15 protein-coding genes are annotated in these 14,901 nt (G+C 49.3%); 1 reads left to right on the top strand and 14 read right to left on the bottom strand.

What is annotated here, in order from left to right:
• Window positions 1-19 precede the first annotated feature (19 nt).
• From CRG97_RS12665 to metH, 10 genes are all read right to left on the bottom strand, one after another.
• The gene (locus CRG97_RS12665; protein WP_098743277.1) at window positions 20-1,486 is read right to left on the bottom strand and encodes a serine/threonine protein kinase; all 1,467 of its coding nucleotides are present in this window, start codon (window positions 1,484-1,486) and stop codon (window positions 20-22) included.
• Window positions 1,487-1,647: 161 nt separating this feature from the next.
• Window positions 1,648-2,724 (bottom strand): SAM-dependent methyltransferase, encoded by a 1,077-nt coding sequence (locus CRG97_RS12660; protein ID WP_076321157.1) that lies wholly within the window; start codon window positions 2,722-2,724, stop codon window positions 1,648-1,650.
• A gap of 5 nt (window positions 2,725-2,729) precedes the next feature.
• Window positions 2,730-3,503, bottom strand: a complete 774-nt coding sequence (locus tag CRG97_RS12655; RefSeq protein WP_098743276.1) for an ABC transporter ATP-binding protein — start codon at window positions 3,501-3,503, stop codon at window positions 2,730-2,732.
• Window positions 3,500-3,847 (bottom strand): thioredoxin family protein, encoded by a 348-nt coding sequence (locus CRG97_RS12650; protein WP_098743275.1) that lies wholly within the window; start codon window positions 3,845-3,847, stop codon window positions 3,500-3,502. Before CRG97_RS12650 ends, CRG97_RS12655 begins: the two co-directional genes overlap by 4 nt.
• Window positions 3,844-4,182, bottom strand: coding sequence for a cyclic-phosphate processing receiver domain-containing protein (locus CRG97_RS12645; protein ID WP_076321155.1), 339 nt, complete (start codon window positions 4,180-4,182; stop codon window positions 3,844-3,846). The genes CRG97_RS12650 and CRG97_RS12645 overlap by 4 nt, the downstream gene beginning before the upstream one ends.
• 17 nt (window positions 4,183-4,199) lie before the next feature.
• A complete protein-coding gene (locus tag CRG97_RS12640) occupies window positions 4,200-5,048 on the bottom strand; it encodes a deoxyribonuclease IV (RefSeq protein WP_098743274.1) in 849 nt (282 codons plus the stop codon).
• A complete protein-coding gene (mutM, locus tag CRG97_RS12635) occupies window positions 5,038-5,856 on the bottom strand; it encodes a DNA-formamidopyrimidine glycosylase (protein ID WP_098743273.1) in 819 nt (272 codons plus the stop codon). The genes CRG97_RS12640 and mutM overlap by 11 nt, the downstream gene beginning before the upstream one ends.
• 51 nt (window positions 5,857-5,907) lie before the next feature.
• Entirely contained in the window at window positions 5,908-6,702 is a 795-nt protein-coding gene (locus CRG97_RS12630; RefSeq protein WP_098743272.1) for a TIGR01457 family HAD-type hydrolase, read from the bottom strand.
• Window positions 6,703-7,073: 371 nt separating this feature from the next.
• On the bottom strand, window positions 7,074-8,003 hold the full coding sequence (gene rnz / locus CRG97_RS12625) for a ribonuclease Z (RefSeq protein ID WP_098743271.1): 930 nt from the start codon (window positions 8,001-8,003) through the stop codon (window positions 7,074-7,076).
• Window positions 8,004-8,089: 86 nt separating this feature from the next.
• Complete coding sequence (metH, locus tag CRG97_RS12620) at window positions 8,090-11,530, bottom strand: methionine synthase (protein WP_098743270.1); 3,441 nt, start codon at window positions 11,528-11,530, stop codon at window positions 8,090-8,092.
• A gap of 169 nt (window positions 11,531-11,699) precedes the next feature.
• Between metH and CRG97_RS12615 the strand changes: the two genes are divergently transcribed.
• Complete coding sequence (locus CRG97_RS12615; RefSeq protein ID WP_098743269.1) at window positions 11,700-12,236, top strand: cupin domain-containing protein; 537 nt, start codon at window positions 11,700-11,702, stop codon at window positions 12,234-12,236.
• Between the two features lie 90 nt (window positions 12,237-12,326).
• Here CRG97_RS12615 and CRG97_RS12610 read toward each other — a convergent pair whose 3' ends face one another.
• The 4 genes from CRG97_RS12610 to CRG97_RS12595 all read right to left on the bottom strand — a co-directional run bounded on the left by CRG97_RS12610 (window position 12,327) and on the right by CRG97_RS12595 (window position 14,738).
• Window positions 12,327-12,731 carry a FixH family protein gene (locus CRG97_RS12610; protein WP_098743268.1) on the bottom strand — a complete coding sequence of 135 codons (405 nt, stop codon included), beginning with the start codon at window positions 12,729-12,731 and terminating at the stop codon, window positions 12,327-12,329.
• A 281-nt stretch (window positions 12,732-13,012) separates the two neighbouring features.
• On the bottom strand, window positions 13,013-13,804 hold the full coding sequence (locus CRG97_RS12605) for an HAD family hydrolase (protein WP_076321147.1): 792 nt from the start codon (window positions 13,802-13,804) through the stop codon (window positions 13,013-13,015).
• Window positions 13,805-13,846: 42 nt separating this feature from the next.
• Window positions 13,847-14,371 (bottom strand): hypothetical protein, encoded by a 525-nt coding sequence (locus CRG97_RS12600; protein WP_076321146.1) that lies wholly within the window; start codon window positions 14,369-14,371, stop codon window positions 13,847-13,849.
• Between the two features lie 160 nt (window positions 14,372-14,531).
• Window positions 14,532-14,738, bottom strand: a complete 207-nt coding sequence (locus CRG97_RS12595) for a DUF896 domain-containing protein (RefSeq protein WP_098743267.1) — start codon at window positions 14,736-14,738, stop codon at window positions 14,532-14,534.
• Window positions 14,739-14,901 lie beyond the last annotated feature (163 nt).

The raw sequence follows: 14,901 nt of genomic DNA, 5'->3' as shown, positions 1-14,901 counted from the left end.
TCCTTCAGTTCAAATGCAGTTAATTCTTTAGAAACCTGAATCTTCGCTTCCTTTCTGCCGGCGGCAAGTAGTCCTGAAATAACTGTGCAAATGCCTCCCGGCTGCTGTCCGGTACTTCAAACGGATCCAATTGCAGGGGTAAAGAATAAACTTTATTCGTTCCTAGCGTTCTTCTCATCTCTTGAATTGTTTCTTCTCCTGCGAGAGGCAGTGCATAGATCCTGGCCGCCTGTGGGTGTCTTAACAGCATCCGGGCCAGCGTCACCACATCATGCTGTCGCCACTCCGCTCCTGATCCGATAACGATAGGCAGATCGGCCCGAAGGAACTCCTCAAGCCGTTCGCTGTCCCGGTATGCTCCCAAATCCAACACAACTGCATCGTAGCTGCCTCCGAGTAGCGAAATAACTTCCGTTCTGGCCGTTTGCCGCCAAAAATGAATCCCGTTGATTTCGAATTTTCGGATGTATCCCAGCTTCCCGCCCTCGGCAATTTCCTGAATCCGGGTAAAGGCGGTGGATTTTGCGCTCATTTCCACGATCGCTACCTTCCCGTACCTTGATGCCAAGTAATGACCAAATGCGATACAGCTATGCGTTGTTCCTACACCGGACGATGTCCCCAATACGGCCGTCACAAGCGTCCCGGCTAGCGTGTTGGACTGAACACCCGCTATATTCGCACTAATCGACTGCTGCCTGTTTAGGGCTGAACGAACCTCTACCGTGGATTGATATCGGTGCTCCGGAGCATACTGCAGCAGCTTTCGGATAACGGGCACAAGCTCTCTTGGTAAATCGCCACGAATATGTCGCTCCACGCCCGTTATCCATTCACTGAATTTGCCTCCGGTTGAGAGATAAAGCAGAAGCGCACCAAGTCCATACAGGTCCGATCTCGCATCGCTTTGCCTTCCTCCGTATTGCTCCGGCGCTGCAAATCCAACCGTGCCTAGCTTGACCGTATCCTCGCCACTCTCCTGTTTATAACTTCTCGCGATTCCAAAATCGATGAGTCTAACCTCCAGCTGATCGGTCAGCATAATGTTCGATGGCTTTAAATCTCGGAATATAACCTGAGGTTCGTGATTATGGAGATACTCCAGAACATCCAGCAGTTGCTCGATCAGTTCCATAATGAAGTCCGGATTCACATTTCCCCGATATCCTCGGAAGTACTTCTCCAATGTCATGCCCTGAATATAATCCATAACTAAATAGGTGTAGCCGGTATCCTGAACATGAAAAAAATCGACAATACGCGGCAGCCGCGGGTGACTGAGTTTAATCAGAAGCTGTGCCTCATCCTGAACGGCGCGCTGCATACCGGGTTCAGACAAGCTCTCTTTCACTGCCCATTTCTTCCCGGACAGCTTCAGATCCTCGGCTAGATATACACAGCTCATGCCCCCTTCACCAATCACGCGGTCAATCACGTAACGCTCGCCCAACACTTCCCCATGTACCAATCTGCAAGGCTGATTCATGTCAACGTCCTCTCCTCTGACTTACAAGCACAACAAAAAAAAGGAAAGCACTCCGCCACATCACTGAATTGTGATGAATAGCGGGATGCTTTCCCTAATGTTGTCATTGGTTAATTTTGGAATCATTATAGAACAAGTTACATTCACTTGTAAAGACTTTTTTAATACTTAATCATATATAGCGTAATCTCGTCCCGATTATGGAACAGCTGCTTCGCTCCCTGAATCTGCATTCTGGACTCTTCAAACACCGACATGATTTCTTTTACCAGCGCCATCGGTTTCTTAGTCAGCAGCTTCACCGTAATGACAGCGGTACCGCCCGTTTGAAGACTGTGCAGCAGTCCGGTCACCATTCTGGCCATTTGTTTAGGACTCCAGCTCATATCACACACTAACAGGTCAAACTCAGAATCCCTAAACGATACGTCCGCTGCATTCTTGTGAATCACGCGGAGGTTTTTGTGACCATCGAGTGATGGATGCATTTTCGCCGGATCAACTGCCGTAACTTGCAGGCCGCGCTCCAATAGAAAGGATGTCCATCCGCCAGGCGCTGCTCCGATATCGACAGCCTTGCGGAAGGAATCAAACGGAATCCCGAACTGTTTCTCCGCCTCAAGGAGCTTGAATTTGGCTCTTGAGATTTGTCCCTCTTCCCGTTGAAAGCGGACGGCGCCTCCGTTCCAATCCGACAGGTTGTCCTCCGGCCGCGACACGCCAACATACCAGACGCTGTCAGCAGCGAATAGTGAAATAATCCACTCCGGCGCCTGAACCGTGTATTCAATTTCTAGCGCAGCCAAGCGATGCTGTAATTCATCTCGAAGCGCCGCCGGGTTTTCCTTCCACGAGCTGTTCTCCGTCTTTCGGATCTGGATGGATACGCGGCTGCTGCCGATCTCCTCCTGCTTCATGACATGCTCAACGACCGCATGCAATGCTTCGGCAGCGGTATCGGCCGCTACCTCCAGATGTACCGGAAACAAATGCCGCAGAAAAATTGGCGGGGAAGACGTAATTAGCCGCTTCGCCTCCTCTTCGGAACTGCCGAGTGTCGCCAAGAACACCTCGCCCGGCATCATCATCGTGCTCTTTAAACTGCCAAACATCCGGCGCAGCTCTTCTTGGGCGTAGGGAGCAAAACCATGGTTTGCTGTGCATACCCACTTGCTGTGAAAATCCCGGTGATTTTGCTTCTGTTCCTCATGCTCTTGCATCACATTTAATTCATCCAAACGGATTAACCTCCAGAAATAACTTTGATCCAGGGACGTCCGCCGTCCCATTCCAGCTGAGCGTCGATATCATAAGTTTGTTTGATAAGTTCATGGTTTAATACCTCTTCTTTTGTTCCCGCACCCGTTAAGCGGCCGTCTTTCATGAGCGCCACATGAGTAAATAAAGGGACAATCTCCTCGATATGATGCGTGACGTACACAACCGTAATTTCGCGCTGCCTCAGGTTGTCAATCTCCTGCAGCATCTTCTCCCGTTCATACAAATCCAGGCCGGCACAAGGCTCATCCATAATCAGAATCTTCGGATCGGCCATGAGGGAGCGTGCCAACATCACCTTTTTCCGTTCACCTTGGGACAATGTCCCGAGAGGCTGCTCCGCCAGATGGCCGAAATTCATTTCGTTCAGCAGGGAATAGGCTAGATTCGTGGCCTCTTCCGGAATGTCCTGGTAGAAGCGCAGAAAGGCATAAGCCCCTGTTGCCACAACTTCCCAGACTGGGTCGCTCAGGGTCAATTTCTCTAATAATGACTGGCTAATATAGCCAATGGACTTCCGGACCTCCCGAACGTCGCATTGTCCGTAAATATGACCCAGGACCTCAACACGCCCACGGGAAGGAAACATATATCCTGTCATCATTTCCAGCAGCGTCGTTTTGCCTGATCCGTTCCTGCCCAAAATGGCCCAGTTCTGTCCCGGCTTCATCTCGATACTAACATCATCCAGAATATGACGGCTCCCTCTGACGAGCGACACATGCTGTAACGAAATCACGGCCTCACACTCCTAACAAAACTTACGATATCCTGCACGGAACCCATCCGGTACAGCACCTCCGGCGCGGCGAGGGGACTCGACTGAATAGCCAGCAATGCAGGAACGCTGCGAATTTGATACCGTTCTACAATGCCCGGTAGAAAGTTAACATCGGCTTCGAGCAGCTGTACATCCGGCACCACATGTTCCACAATGTCGATCATCTTACGCGCAGCGGCACATGTGCCGCATAATGGCGTATGTAAAAATACGATGACAGGCTCCGCATTCGCATCTCGTTTCGTCAGGCGCTCGTGCCATTCAAGCCTCTCTGTCAATTCACGCTGTGTAACCTCAATCATCTTGAACCCTGGGCAACTTCCCGCAGAACGGATTCCGGCATCGGCCCATTGTGAACCTGGACGCTTTCCGGCATGTGCTCATAGAGCAGCTCATACATTTTTCTTCTGCCCGACGGGCTTGAGGTATGCAAGTATATTTCCCTGGCCTGCAGGTTTTCGGCGATCATGGCTGCAACCACGTCGCCGCCGTTCATCTGGCCGTGCCCCAATTCAAAATCAAGCGACAAAACATCCACTTCGCATTCACGGAGCATCAACAAGCACTCTTCCCCGTTTCGAGCCAGCGCAAATCCTTTCGGATTGGGGCGCCAGTCGTCTAAATACAGATGAATCATTTTACTCTCTCCCTTAATCAGGACCAGGACAGCACCTTGGCGATGTCTTCCCGATGCGTGCCGTCAGCCCCTTTTTCACTTTCCAGGACAAATGCCTTGCCCGCAAGTTCCGGTGCCAGAACCAAACGCTTCAAGGCTTCTGTGCCTATCATACCTTGTCCGATGCGGGCGTGGCGATCTTTTCTTGAACCGGCCCCATATTTCGAATCGTTCAGATGAACGGCAACGGTGGATTCCCAATAGGCTAGCGACTTGCCCCTGGCAAGGAGCTCATCCGTATTCGAAATGTCCCAGCCTCCGGCAGCAAACAAGTGGCAGGTATCCAGGCAAAAGCCTATTTTTTCCGGATCATCAGCAAGCTGTCTAACCTTCACACTCTCTTCAAGCGTCATCCCCATGGACCCATGGTCCCCCGCCTGATTCTCGATCAGCAGCTTGGCCCTTCCCGTCCAGGAAGCCAACACATCATTCATGCAGCGAATAATATTCTGATACCCTTCAAGGATATCCTGGCTCTTGAGATGCCCAAAATGAACCACGATACCCAGCGATCCGCAAGCCTCGGCAATCATGAGATCATTCTTAAGGGAATCTACGGTCAACTGGTAAAACTCTTCTCCCCGGGTTAAGCCAACCGCCAGATTCGTCGGATATGGTGTGTGCGCGATCGAAACGAGTCCTTGTTCCTGACAAAACTTTGAGCATGCGGCGGCATTGCGGACATCCGGCGTCTTCAAATGAAGACTGCGCGGATTTTTCGGGAAATACTGATAGGCGAGTGAACCGATGCCGGCTGCATGCTGAGCTGCTGCGAGAAATCCGCCTCGTGTGCTGACATGACTTCCAATCCGGACTTTAGACTTCATGCTGACAATTCGGACAAAAGAACACTTTGCGCGAGGTGTGCTCCGCCTTCACGATCGGCGTGCCGCAGCGAACACAGGGCTCTCCTTCGCGATCGTAAACTTTGCACTCGTCGTTATAAGCCCCCGTCAGGGTGTCCCCTTCCTGAAACGGCATTTCCATATATCCGCCGCCATCCGTCGCCTCGTGCATCACTTTAACGGCACTCTCGTATAACTGCTCTAAAGACTGCTCCGATAGATCCTGAATTTTGGACAGCGGGTGAATGTGAGCATCAAAGGCAATCTCATCCGCATAACAGTTGCCAATTCCGGCGACAACCTGCTGATTAACCAGCGTTGTTTTTAAAGCGCCCCGTCGTTTTCCAATCCGTTCAACGAAGCGCGCTTTGGTCATTCGCCGATCCAGAAGTTCAGGACCAAGCTCTTTAAGCGCATTTTCCGCTTCTCTGGCTGTTAAGAAATGCAAGTAACCCAGACGCAGACCGATAAAATACAGCACCTGTTCACCAAATGTGATCTCGACCTGGGTCGACCTTGAAGGACGCTCCTCATCCCTATGCCCTAAATACAAAATGCCGCCCAGCATGAGGTGAAGCAGCAATCTGCCTCCGTTATGCAGATGGAATATGAGGTATTTGCCTCTACGTTCCACAAAAATGACCTTGCTTCCCTTTAACTCGGAAGTAAACTCGTCAACCGTCACATTCAGTGATTTTTCACGGTTCACGACAACATTCGTGATCGGCACATTCAAAATGCTCTGCGATAACAATCTTCGGTAATTTTCCATTTCCGGCAGTTCCGGCATCATTCATCTTCCCTTTCGTCAATCACAAAAGTTAATGTACACTTTCGCTCATTATGAGCACAGCAGGTTTATCACTTCGCTCAAATCCCGGCAGATAAAGTCCGGTGTGACACCCGTGGCTTCCATATGCGCCTCCATATTGAGATCGGTCGTGATTCCGGTCATAACGAGCACCGTCTTACAGCCGGCATGCGCGCCGGCAGCGATATCCGTACGTATATTATCTCCGATTACATAAGTGTCCTCCGGGGCCAAACCGAGGCGATCCGAAGCAAATTTCATTAAAATCGAGGACGGCTTTCCGATGACCGTCGGTTTCACTCCGGAAGCGGCTTCGATCGCAGCACCCAGCGAACCTGCACCGGGCATCAAGCCGGTGTCCGACGGAAGCTGTAAATCAGGATTGGTCAATATCGACACGGCACCCTCCTGAATCCAGCGAACGGCACTGGTTAACTTCTCGTAATGGAACGAGCGGTCGATTCCTTGAATCACATATTCAGGGGACTGCTCCACGATATTCAGGCCAGCAGACAAGAGCGCTTCACGAAGCCCCTCTTCTCCGAGCATTGCCACTTTGGCACCCGGCGACTTCTCCGCAATATATTTAGCTGCAGCCAGGGAAGAGGTGCAGACTTCCTCCGGCAAGGCAGGTATCCCCATCTCCATCAGATGCGCCGCAACCTGCCCGGGTGTTCGTGATGAATTATTCGTTACATACAGAAGAGGAATCTGCAATTCCTTCAGCCGCTCGATGAGAAGGTCTGCCCCCTCAATTCGATAACGGCCATGATAAAGCGTTCCATCCAGGTCAATCAGTAATCCTTTTGGTTTTGGTTTTTCCATGAATTGATAGCACCTTCTTTATTTCTTTCCTTCACGCCATAAATGATTCATCGGCTAAAGTATGGGATCTCTCGGCATCGCCGTGATCGTCAATCATCGTCATATGTCGGTATAAATATGTATAACCACGGTTCATACACTATCCTGAAGCATACTTACGTAGAAACCCCAGTTAGTATTATTGTAAAGAAGGCTACTTCCGGTTGCAAGGCTCATGGCGAGTACTTCAGCCCGGTAGCTAATCAGTCGAAAGATATCGAAGACTGTCCAAGCATTAGTGATTATAAACCGGTTTGTCATTTCCTGCGCTTTCCCGGAAAATAATTCACTCCATCACTCGATATTTCCCTGTAAATAGCAGCTCTATTGACTTATGATTTGCGCTGGATTGGGTACAATCCGAAATCCTCTGCCAAGCGTGTATTCTCAAAAATCTCCTGCGCTTCCTTGAGCAGCGGCTGCAAATGCTCCATATCCTTATACCGGGAGCTGAAATGGGTCAGGAACAGCGATATTACTCCAGCCCGTTTCGCTGCTTCCGCCGCCTGTTTAGCCGTACTGTGATAGTATTCGTGCGCGAGCTCCGACAGATCCTCCATGAAAGTGGCTTCATGGACCAAAAGATCGGCGTCTTTGGCCAGAGTCTCCACTCCAGGGCATGGCCTTGTATCCCCGAGAATCGTGACCACTCTCCCTTTTTTCGGTGTCATGAGCACATCAGAGGCATGAATCCATCGGCCGTCGCCGAGTTCCACGCTTTCCCCTCTTTTCAGCTTGCCATAAAGCGGCCCTGGCTTGAGACCATAGTCCGCCAACCGTTTCAGGTCCAGACTGCCGGGAAGATCCTTCTCCACGATACGGTAGCCATAACTCTCGGCCCTGTGATCCAGCTTTGCCGATTCCACGAGGAAGTTATCGTCCTCAAACAGCACGCCTCCGGTATGCTCAATGACCTCCATCGTATAAGGAACGCGCGATTGGCTGATGCTCAGCGTAGTTTCAATGAAGGCCTTAATACCAGGGGGACCATATATCGTCAGGGGTGAAGTTACCCCTTGGGCACCTCGGCTGGATAGCAAACCTGGCAAACCGAATACATGGTCACCATGCATATGGGTGATGAATACCTTTTCAAGCTTGGACAGCTTGAGCGGGGATTTCAATATTTGATGCTGCGTGCCTTCTCCACAATCAAACAGCCACAGACTTCTTCGTTCTTCCAGCATACGCAGTGCAATCGAGGTCACGTTACGCTGCAGCGTAGGAACCCCCGCATTTGTTCCTAGAAAATAGAGTTCCATCCCTCTTCTCCCCTTTCGGTTGTAAACCGGAGAAATCCCCCGAAACATTCGGAGGATTTCAAACCGGCTGTACCGGTATTCAAATGTTAAGCTTTATCTACGTTAAAATAATGAGCTTCCGGATGACTGAACACCATGGCGGATACCGATGCCTCAGGTTCCATCATGAAACCTTCGGTTAGATGAACGCCGATATCTTCTGGCTGCATCAATTTAAATAACGGTTCCTGATCCTCCAGATCCGGACAGGCCGGATACCCGAATGATACGCGAATGCCTTGGTATCTCGCTCCCAAGCGCTGTTTCATGGTCATGTCTGCCGGATCGGGGTATCCCCACGTATCCCGCATCATATGGTGAATCCGCTCCGCCAGCCCTTCTGCCGTTTCCAGGGCGACCGATTGAAGCGCGTGGGAGCGCAAATAGTCACCCTTGTCCTTCCATTCCCCGGACAATTTTCCGACGCCGTGGCCGGCTGTAACGACAAGGAATCCAACGTAATCCATAACCCCGCTATCTACGGATTTCAGGAAATCCGCCAAGCACAGGTACGGCTCAACCTGTTGTCTTGGAAACGTAAAGGTATGCAACACTTTTGTTGTATCTTTTGGATCGTATATTAGAATATCATTTCCTCTTGACTGTGCCGGGAAGAAACGGTACATTGCATGCGCCTGTATGATCCCCGATTGAACGGCCTCTTCCAGAATACCATCAACGGTCTCCTTAAGCGATACCGCCTTCGGGTCATTGGCTTTCAGCAGCTGTTCCACTGAGCCTTTCAGGCCTAAATGATGTCCTAACAGCATCTGCATGTTGATATAAGGCAGAATGTGCGAAATCGGATAATTCCGGAGCACATGCCGCTCCATATCCGGCGGTAAATATACAGGAGCATCGGTCGAAATTTTGGATCGCAGTCCTTCTGACAGCTTCGGCATCACTTTAACCACTTGCGGAGCGGCAGCATCAGCTTCCTGTTCTGCCTTAATCTCTTCCGCTATTCTCGTCCGCTGCACCGGATCGCTGAGCTGGTTGGCCAACGCAAGACCATCCATGGCGTCCTTGGCATAAAGCACCATGCCGTCATACTCGGGACGAATGCGGGTCTTCGTGAATTTCCGTGTCAGAGCCGCCCCCCCTACCATGATCGGAACGCTAATGCCTGCGTTTTTCAAATCCTGGGCGGTGGATACCATCTGTTGGGCTGACTTCACCAGCAAACCGGACAAACCGATAGCATCAGGCTGCTCACGGCGGTATGCCTCGATAATTTGCTCCGGTGGTACTTTTATACCCAAATTAATGATTTGATAACCATTGTTGGACAAGATGATCTCCACCAGATTTTTACCGATATCGTGCACGTCCCCCTTCACGGTGGCAAGCATGATTTTCCCTTTGATCGACGTCTCGTTTTTCTCCATAAAGGATTCCAGATACGCTACGGATGCCTTCATTACTTCAGCACTTTGCAGCACCTCCGCGACAATCAGTTCATTGTTGTTGAACAAACGCCCAACCTCGGTCATCCCGGCCATCAGTGGTCCATTAATGATCTCGAGCGCGCCGTATTTGGTCAATGCTATATCTAAGTCCGGAATGAGGCCTTCCTTAGAACCTTCCACTACATAGGATGCAAGTCGCTCCTCGAGTGTCAGATTGGATACCTTAACCTTCTTCTCTATCTTTTTATCCCGGAATGCTGCGACAAAAGCCGCCAACGTCTCATCATTGGTTCTGTATATCAGATCCTCGGCTAAGCGACGCTCTTCTTCTGGGATCGAGGCATAACGCTCCAGCTTCTCGGTATTCACGATTGCGTAGTCCAATCCGGCTTTTGTGCACTCATACAGATACACGGAGTTCAGGACTTCACGGCCCGCTTCCGGCAAACCGAAAGAAACGTTACTGATTCCGAGAATCGTATGCACTTTTGGCATGGCTTCTTTTATTATGCGGATGCCTTCAATCGTTTCCTTGGCTGATCCGATATACTGCTCGTCCCCTGTACCTACCGGGAATACAAGCGTGTCGAAAATAATGTCCTCCGGCGAAACGCCATATTTGTTCACCAACAGATCATAAGAACGCTGGGCCACCTTCAGCTTGTCGTCACGATGAATTGCCTGACCAGTCTCATCAATGGTTCCTACGACAACCGCGGCACCGTATTTATGCACCAACGGGATCACATGCTCAAACTTCTCTTCACCGTCTTCAAGGTTAATAGAGTTAATAATCGCTTTCCCTTGCGAATATTGCAGCGCCAGGTCAATAACGGCCGGATCCGTGGTATCGATCATGAGCGGCACTTTAACCTTTTTAACTACTAGCTCCAGGAATTTAATCATATCTTCCGATTCTTCACGATCCGGATCCTGTACGCAAACATCAATGACATGCGCGCCATTCTTGACCTGGGCACGAGCGATCTCGGAGGCTTCCTCATATTTACCTTCTACAATTAAACGCTTAAACTTTCTGGAACCCAGAACATTCGTTCTCTCCCCTACCATATACGGTCGGTTTTCCTGCTCGATATATACCGGCTCGATACCGGATAATGCCGGCAAATGTCCACCATCCAGCGGTCGGGGGGAGAAACCATCCATCGTTTGTTTTAAAGCGCGAATATGGTCGGGTGTTGTCCCACAGCATCCGCCGGCGATGTTGAGCCAGCCTTTTTCAGCAAAAGCCCCCATCTTTTGAGCCAACGATTCAGGAGATTCATGGTACTGCCCGTTCTCGTCTGGGAGACCCGCGTTAGGATAACAGCTGATGGCACTTCTCGACATTTCGGATAAGGAGCGAATATGGTCACGCATGAATTCCGGGCCCGTTGCACAGTTAAGGCCAATCGATACGGGATTCAGATGTTCCAACGAAATGTAGAATGCTTCTATGTTTTGTCCGGCCAGCGTCGTCCCCATCGGCTCAATCGTACCGGATATCATAATTGGAAGCGTGACACCCGTTTTATCAAACGCTTGGCGAATCCCAATGCTCCCGGCCTTCACATTTAATGTATCCTGCGATGTTTCGAGCAGAAGCGCATCAACCCCGCCCTCAATCAAGGCAACGGCTTGCTCCTCGTAGCTCTCGATCAATTCGGCAAAGGTCACACCACCGGTAACCGATAACGTCTTGGTTGTCGGACCCATCGCTCCTACCACATAGCGCGGGTTGTCCGGCGTGGAATATTTTTCAACCGCTGCGCGGGCCAAATGAGCCGCTTTCAGGTTGATTTCCCGGGCAAGCTCAGGAATATCGTATTCAGCAAGCACAACGGAGGTTGCGCCAAACGTATTGGTTTCAATCAGGTCGGCACCTGCTTCAAGATATTGTTCATGTATTTTTTGAATGACATCCGGTCGATGAATGACCAGCATTTCATTACAGCCATCAAGGTCCGGGCCGCCAAAATCTTCAGCTGAGAGGTCCTCCTGCTGGATCATTGTGCCCATGGCACCATCAAGAATTAATATTCGTTCTTTAAGTATTTCTTGTAAGCTAGGCTTGTTCAACTCATAAACCTCCCCCGAAAACGTTAAATCTTAGTGTATCAGAATATTTTTCAATAGAAAAGCCGAAATATTGCGTTGCAATAGGTACAAATCAACATTTGCAGATGACAAATGCTGTGAGGGGGGCTATAATACATATTAATCCAACGGGAGAAAGAGGGTTAAAGAAATGGCAGAGATTGTGATTCGCAACACGAACGAACGCATTACTGGAGAAGATAATGTTCGGGAATTCCTGAATAACCAAGAGGTTGTTTACGAGCACTGGAATATGGAAAAACTCCCGGCAGCGCTTCAAGAAAATTTCAAGCTTAGTGATGACGATAAGAAGCGCATTTTGGACATCTATGATGAAGAAATTCGTGACTTGGCTTCAAGACGCGGCTACAAAATTTGGGATGTCATCACACTTTCCGAATCCACGCCCAATATCGAGGACCTGTTGAAAAAATTCGAAGAGGTTCACACCCACGCGGAAGACGAAATCCGTGCGATTGTCGGCGGTAAGGGAATCTTCATTATTAAGGGCTCCGACGATGTCGGTTACTTTAATGTTGAGCTTGAGCCAGGCGATGTCATTTCCGTACCGGAAAACACACCTCACTTCTTCACATTGATGGAGAACAAGCAGATCATCGCTGTTCGTCTTTTCATTGAAGAGAACGGCTGGGTTGCTACACCGGTAGAAGATCCTCAATTCCAATAAGCCTGCGGGCAGATTGAATAGGAAAACGAAATAAGGCAGCGCATCGATCCGCCTTGCGGACCATGTGCTGCCTTATTTATTAGCGATGTGTTACTCCGTTACCTTCAGTTCCTTCAACGGCATGGAATGCTGTCCTCTCGCCGTGACATGTGAAACGATGCGATAGGTTCCAGCCTCATCGAAGGTTTTCTCCATTTTGTAAACCCCGTCCTGATCATGCTTAACCGGGACCTTTGCCTGAACGCCTCCGCCTTCCAGCGTGACTTCAAATTCCACATCGTTGGCATCTTCCACCGGACTGCCGGCTTGCGTCACTTTCGCTTCGATCAGCACCTTCTCGCCAGCCTTAATGCTCTCCGGCGTCAAAGACAGCTCGACAATGATGGGTTCCGCCATCACATCTTCTCCGGATTCCGTTTTGCTGTCATTACATGCGGCAAGCGCAACCGCCATCAGCACCATGGCTGCAAGTAAGGCTATCTTTTTTCGGGTCATTCTCTACACCTCTTTTACAGAATAGGGCTATGTATGGTTCATTCACGTAATGGTCATTACCAAACCTCGTTAAGTTACCTAAACCATTATATCGCATTATTCTTTTACTTCTATCTCATGCAGCTTACAATTGTGTGACGTTTATCATTGCCAAATGCACGGCTCAAGTCCGATTGTGTAACCAACAAAAAACAGCCCATAACCGCAGAATCTGCTGTTAGGGCTGTTCCTATGTACCTTTGCGCACCCATTATTCGGGTGTGAGTTCTTCATTGCGTAGTTTACAAGGATGCGACGATGGCATGCAGCTCCGATAAATGTTTGATCTCAAACTTCGGTTGAATGGACGGATCATGAGGTCGGTTTACCCGATTGATCCAAACCGTATGCAGTCCTGCCGCATTTCCGCCTTTAATGTCCGTGGTCAGCTTATCTCCCACCATCACGGCCTGATCCGCCTCAACACCCAACAAGTCAAGTGCATGCTGGAAGATGGAGACATCCGGCTTCCCTTTGCCAAAATCACCGGAGATGATGATATGATCAAAATAAGGAACCAGTTCTGGAACACCGTCCAGCTTCTCCTGCTGCAGATCCGGACTTCCGTTCGTGAGAAGCAGCAGCTTTACATTTCCCTGCAATTCCTTCAGAACTTCAAACGTTTCTTCATATACATATGGTCTTGTTCTGCGTTCAGCAGCGAATTGTGCAGCCAACGTTTCGGCCAATGTTTCATGATCAACGCCCAGGCGCTGAAGTCCGCGTCGCCATGATTCCTTGCGGTATACGGGTGCCAGCTCCTGCAGTTTTCTGAATTCAGGCTGCGATCCAGCCGTGAAATTAGCCCACAAGCCTTCGAAAGGATTAATTCCGATCATTTTGGTAAAAGCAAAGGTATCATATGATTCATATAATGCTCTCGCTTCTTCCCGTACTGCGGCCAACAGTGCTTTGGCATCAATGCCGGTCTCGTTCGCTCCGGCCTGGCATGTCACTTCAAACGCTTCTTCCACACTACGTTCATCCCACAATAACGTGTCGTCCAAATCAAACAAAACCGCAGCTATCGGCATGTCTCTCCCACTCCTCATATACACTTTGATCTATTCTATTTGTTAATTATGCTCTACTGGAATTTGATGAGTTTTTGCGAACTCTTCTAATCTTTCGCCCATCGCTTTCGTATCATAAAGATTCATCATACGCGAGAATACCCAGTTGCCTGCTTTCCCCTTGCCCTGGATCACGACGGAACCCGAAGCCAATTTGATCTTCTCGATATCCGATACAGCCAGTCGACGTTCCCGATTGAACTTCATGGTGGATACGGAAGCACGCTCAATCTTCAAATAAGGCTTGCGTAAGAAAATCATAAGCGCTAACAGAATGTACAAGCTGACACCTACCCAGTTCAGTACATCGTTGCTTCCACCTGCAGCCTCGGACGTCGCCGTTCCAAGAAGTGCATACACACCAGCCAATGCAACAAGCACTAACGGAAGTACATATTTACGTCCCTTAAATACATCATGCTTATCAGTAACGGCAGAGCCTTGGTACGAGGTCAGCCCCTGCTTCTTACGCTGCTTGTTGAGCTGTGACATATTTTTGTTGACTTTTCTTTCCCATGATCGTGACATATGGTTCCCCCTGGATTCAATTTCAATATATTACCAATCCATATAAACTTGGGGTAACCGTATTCGATTCCCGCGAATAATCGGCACCCCAAGTATTATAATTCTATCCTACTATCTGGTCATGAATCACTGGTTGTAGATCCATGCGCAAGTTTATCGACTAATGTTTTAATCGCGGGCCGCCTTTTTGTTCATTTTCATCAACCCATTCGATCGATTCCAGCTGTTGTCTAAAGTTACCCCGAATATTGTTAAGGTATATTTCCCGAAGCTCAGCCCGTTCCTTGAGCTCTTCCGCGGTCAATCCCTCACTTTTCTGTTTTCTTGCTAGTAGATTGATGCGTTCAACCAAAGTATCGATGTCCATGACTTCTCCTCCAATTCCGATATCATGTATAACTTAAACATGTGAAAAAGAGCTTGTCAAGGCAACTGCACCCTTGCAAACTCTGATTAAGAACAAATATGCACCTAGAATAAAAAGTGGACACCTCTTAAACTTGTAGTAATAATAAACCTACTAAGACAAA

This window comes from Paenibacillus sp. EZ-K15 (genome assembly GCF_002573715.1).
Classification (GTDB): Bacteria; Bacillota; Bacilli; order Paenibacillales; family Paenibacillaceae; genus Paenibacillus_AQ.
The sequence above is the reverse complement of the archived record's forward strand: the minus strand, read 5'-3'. Positions and strand labels throughout refer to the sequence as shown.